Source organism: Eudoraea sp., from assembly GCF_049665975.1.
In the GTDB taxonomy this organism is placed as follows: Bacteria; Bacteroidota; Bacteroidia; order Flavobacteriales; family Flavobacteriaceae; genus Eudoraea.
Window position 1 is genome coordinate 1 of record NZ_JBATGR010000441.1, and the last position, 4903, is coordinate 4903.

A 4903-nucleotide genomic window follows, 5' to 3' on the forward strand; every position below is an offset into this window, starting at 1 on the left:
ATTTGGAATCGGCAAAAGAGACTTATGAGCTCATGTCTAAGAAGTACTTTACACACGCAACTCCTACATTATTCAATTCAGGTACTCCTAAACCACAAATGTCTTCATGTTTCTTACTGGCTATGAAGGATGACAGTATAGATGGTATTTATGATACGTTAAAGCAAACCGCTAAAATTTCTCAATCTGCTGGTGGTATAGGCTTGTCAATACACAATGTACGAGCAACAGGATCTTATATAGCTGGAACAAATGGCACATCTAATGGAATAGTACCCATGTTACAAGTGTTTAACGATACAGCCCGTTATGTTGACCAGGGAGGTGGAAAGCGCAAGGGGAGCTTTGCTATTTATGTAGAACCATGGCATGCTGATATTTTTGATTTTTTAGATCTTAAGAAGAATCATGGGAAAGAAGAAATGAGGGCAAGAGACTTGTTCTATGCTATGTGGGTACCCGATCTTTTTATGAAAAGAGTAGAAGCAGATGCGGAATGGACGTTAATGTGTCCGAATGAATGCCCTGGCTTATTCACCAATCACAGTGAGGAATTTGAAACAATATACACGGGTTATGAAGCGGCTGGAAAAGGCAGAAAAACAATAAGGGCACGGGAATTATGGGAAAAAATCCTTGAATCACAGATAGAGACTGGAACACCTTATATGTTGTATAAAGATGCGGCGAATAGGAAGAGCAATCAAAAGAATTTAGGGACCATCCGATCTTCTAATTTGTGCACAGAAATTATGGAGTATACTTCGCCAGATGAAGTTGCGGTATGTAACCTCGCATCTATTGCATTACCCATGTTTATTAAAAATGGAGAGTTTGACCATAAGGAACTATTTAGGGTTACTAAACAGGTAACCAAAAACCTCAATAGAGTAATTGATCGAAACTATTACCCGGTTGAAGAGGCTAAAAATTCAAATATGCGTCACCGGCCTATAGGTTTAGGTGTACAAGGTTTAGCAGATGCTTTTATAATGTTGCGCTTACCTTTTACAAGTGATGAAGCCAAGAAACTAAATCAGGAAATTTTTGAAACGCTTTACTATGCTGCGGTTACTGCTTCTATGGAACAGTCAATAGAGGAAGGAGCCTATTCAACTTACGAAGGATCGCCTATTTCTCAGGGTCAATTTCAGCACAACCTTTGGGGTATCCAGGACGAAGAATTATCCGGCAGATGGGATTGGGACAAATTACGTAAGAAAATAAAAAAGCATGGAGTACGTAATTCTCTTTTAGTTGCGCCAATGCCTACCGCTTCTACTTCACAAATCTTGGGTAATAATGAGTGTTTTGAACCCTACACGTCTAATATTTATACTAGAAGAGTACTTTCGGGTGAATTTATTGTTGTGAATAAACATCTGTTGGAAGACCTTGTTAAACTGGGGCTATGGAATGAAAACCTCAAACAGGAATTGATGCGTGCCAATGGGTCTATTCAACATATTGATAATATTCCGGAGGATATTAAAGAGCTTTATAAAACCGTTTGGGAATTGAGTATGAAAGACATTATTGATATGTCCAGACAACGTGGCTATTTCATTGACCAGAGCCAATCTTTAAACCTCTTTATGGAGAATGCCAACTATGGAAAACTAACTTCTATGCATTTTTATGCCTGGAAGAGTGGTCTTAAAACAGGAATGTATTACCTGCGCACAAAGGCTGCGGTAGATGCTATTAAGTTTACTTTGGATAACACTAAGAAAAAAGAGATCCCAATTAGCGTAGCCGCAGAGGCCGAAGTTGCTGCTGCTACACCGGAAGCTGCAGTAGCATTGCCGGTTGAAACCACACCTGTTAAGCAAGAGGGAACAGATGTAGAACCAATGTCACAAGCTGAAATGAAAGAATTGATCGCACGTTCCAAAGAAGGAATGGCAGATGATGATTGTCTGATGTGCGGTTCATGAACGTAACCTATACTGAAATGCAATTGGCTGACTATACTATATCGTTTCAGTTATAGTGTAAATAGTGTTTATTGATTAAAAAACACCTCGGGTAGGTCCACCCCATATTCCAGACCTATCAGCAGGTGTTTTTTTATGTTTTGTTAGTTCGGGTTTTACGTAATTATTTAGGGAAATAGATTTGCTTCTGATTCCTGGTATATAGAATAATCAGGATATCAAAATGAATAGTGTAGAATAGCCAGATCAAACAATCTGAAATAATACTCTGATAAATTAAAGGATAGTTATTTTTAGGGGTAAGTTACCCTTCTAAGCCCATTTAAAAATAGCCGAATAGGGCTTTTTTCTATTTTTTGAAACTAGGTCTCACAACATTATAGGATAAGATAATCAATGCTGTGTAAATCAATAAAATAATAAAGTAATTGTCCATGTAATAGATTATAAAAGCTGGCAACAATATTATATACGCATCAAAATCAAATAAAGATTACCAAATTGTAAAAAAAAGATATAAAAAATATTAAATCAATAATTTAATTGCTAAAAGAGATCCAATTTCTATATTTCTTGGATTAGAAAGGCTTACCCCTGGTGTGGAGTTTAAGAAAATATCAAAAGAAGAGGAAAGTTTAAATAAAAGTATCCACTAATTTATAAGCATTTATTACAGCTAATTCTCCGCTCTTATCCGGAAGAGAATTCCCATGTTCCATCCCCATAACTCCATTAAACCCTTTTTGGTGAATGAACTTAAAAATGTTTTTAAAATTTATTTCTCCCGTGTTAGGTTCATTTCTGCCAGGGTTATCCCCAATTTGAAAATAAGCAATTTCATCCCAGCAGGCCTCAATATTAGGAATTAGGTTACCCTCCTGGATTTGTTGATGATAAATGTCAAAAAGTATTTTGCATGAAGGAGAATTAACCGCCTTACAAATTTCATAGGCCTGAGGAGAGCCTGTAAGAAATAAGCCGGGATGGTTTCGGAAGTTTAAAGGTTCCAGTACCATTGTTAAATTATGTGGCTCTAATAAGGCACTGGCTTGTTTCAGGGATTCAACAACATGGGCGGTTTGGTATCCCATAGATAAGCCCAGGTCTACATGTCCGGGAACAACAGTCATCCATTTCGCATTTACGCGTTTGGCTACAATAATGGCTTTTTTAATATAGTCTAAGAACTCTTCCCGTTTCTCCGTATCCCCTGAAGCAAGATTTGGTTCTGTCCAATAAATTTTATGCGCAACAAAAACACCCATTTCAATGTTCCGGACTGCCATGGTTTTAGCTATTTCTTCCTGTAAAGCAATTGAACGCTGCATCATTTCGTTGTCCTCAAAAGCAGTAAAACCCTGATCTGCCATGAAATTTAGCTGTGCTATTGGGTCCTCACCAGCACTATGTTTAAACATTCCAAGATGAGGCGCATATTTCAGATGAAAGGTATGCTTTAAAGGTGTTTTAGAAATGGCACCTAATGCGGAAAACCCTGTCAGAGACAGGGCACTTGCGGTGCAAGCTGATTTAGTTATAAAACTTCTTCTTTTCAATTAATAAGTTAAAGGGACCAATCTTTACCCCCTGTGAGTTCATTTACATCTCCACAACCTATATATTCTCCGGGTACCGGCAAGTATGCGAGCACTTCTTCTCCAATGTATTCCGATGTTTTGTATCCCCAAATTGTCATATCCCGAATATTCTTCGCAAAGTTATAACTAACTGGTTCATCTGATACCGCATCATTTTCCCCTTTAATCATGGCTGAGGGATTTTTAATAACCAGTTCCTCATTCAAGATCTCCTCTTCCTCACTTAATTGAAGAGCTTCTGCCAAGACGGGTTCCAGGTCTTCAGAAGTTAAATCATTCGCTTCGTCTTTCCCTGAATCTTTAAGGGCTTTCGCAATAAATTTTTCAAAAGATAATTTTGTTATGCTTTGTTCTACATCTTCCATGATCTCGTTAATAAAACGATCTATGAAAATATGCACATTAACTTCCGAAGCAGAAGGCGTGTCCGTTTTCGGAAGGATGATATCAACTAGTTTATGAAGTACGTTGCCCTGTTCTTTGGTAAAAAAGTCAGGAGTCCAGTTAACTGTTTCTACATTTTTACATCCCTGAACAAGGCTAAATAGTGTAGGAGTGGCCACAGTATATCCCAGCGCCAACCCCATATTTTTTAATGCTACTCTTCTATCCATTATAATAATCCTTTTTTAAGTTGTTCGGCAGCATGGTCCGCTGCCCTGGCCGTGAAAGCCATATAGGTCAATGAAGGGTTTACACAGGCCGCTGAGGTCATAAATGCCCCATCTGTAACATATACATTTTTAACAGTATGTACCTGGTTATATCCGTTAACTACGGAAGTTTTTGGGTCTCGGCCCATCCTTGCGGTTCCCATTTCATGAATTCCTAAACCAAGTGCTCCCGGCCTGTCAAAAGCTTCAACATCCCGAAGTCCGGCTTTTGTCAGCATTTCATAGGCCTGTTCTTTCATATCTTCCCGCATCTTCCACTCGTTTTCCTTGAACTCTGCATCAAACGTTACTGTTGGTAATCCCCAACCATCTAATTTGTCATAGTCTAATGTCATCCTGTTATCTTGGTAGGGTAAGACTTCTCCAAAACCACTCATCCCAAAGTTCCAGCCCCCCGGCTTAAGTATAGCTTCTTTTAGGTCTTTACCATGAGACAATTCAGAAACCGCCTCATCCCAGTTACTTCTGCTGCCGCTTCCCTGATAGCCATATCCACGTTTAAAAGCATCTACATTGGAATCACCTCCTATATTCCGGAAGCGCGGCACATAGATTCCATTAGGTTTTCTTCCCTTGTAAAATTTGTCTTCATAACCGTCATATTTTCCTACGGCGCCTACCCCCAGATGATGGTCCATACTATTTCTGCCTAACTGATCAGAATCAGTACCCCTTCCGTTGGGGAACCGATCCG

The 4903-nt window shown here is 38.9% G+C and carries 4 protein-coding genes; 1 reads left to right on the top strand and 3 read right to left on the bottom strand.

The genetic code is table 11. The features are described 5' to 3' along the window. Positions 1-1937 (top strand): ribonucleoside-diphosphate reductase subunit alpha (locus WBN20_RS14385; RefSeq protein WP_424282188.1); only part of this gene is annotated, 1937 nt, incomplete at its 5' end. 635 nt (positions 1938-2572) lie between these two features. Here WBN20_RS14385 and WBN20_RS14390 read toward each other — a convergent pair. The 3 genes from WBN20_RS14390 to WBN20_RS14400 form a co-directional block, all read right to left on the bottom strand. Beyond that, positions 2573-3493, bottom strand: a complete 921-nt coding sequence (locus WBN20_RS14390) for a hydroxypyruvate isomerase family protein (protein ID WP_424275074.1) — start codon at positions 3491-3493, stop codon at positions 2573-2575. Between the two features lie 8 nt (positions 3494-3501). Beyond that, positions 3502-4149, bottom strand: a complete 648-nt coding sequence (locus WBN20_RS14395) for a gluconate 2-dehydrogenase subunit 3 family protein (protein WP_424271387.1) — start codon at positions 4147-4149, stop codon at positions 3502-3504. Further along, positions 4149-4903 (bottom strand): GMC family oxidoreductase (locus tag WBN20_RS14400; protein ID WP_424282189.1); only part of this gene is annotated, 755 nt, incomplete at its 5' end. The genes WBN20_RS14400 and WBN20_RS14395, both read right to left, overlap by 1 nt.

What these genes read in the sequence shown, in the direction of transcription:
- WBN20_RS14395 (WP_424271387.1), bottom strand. Translation starts at nt 4,149, where the DNA reads ATGGATAGAAGAGTAGCATTAAAAAATATGGGGTTGGCGCTGGGATAT.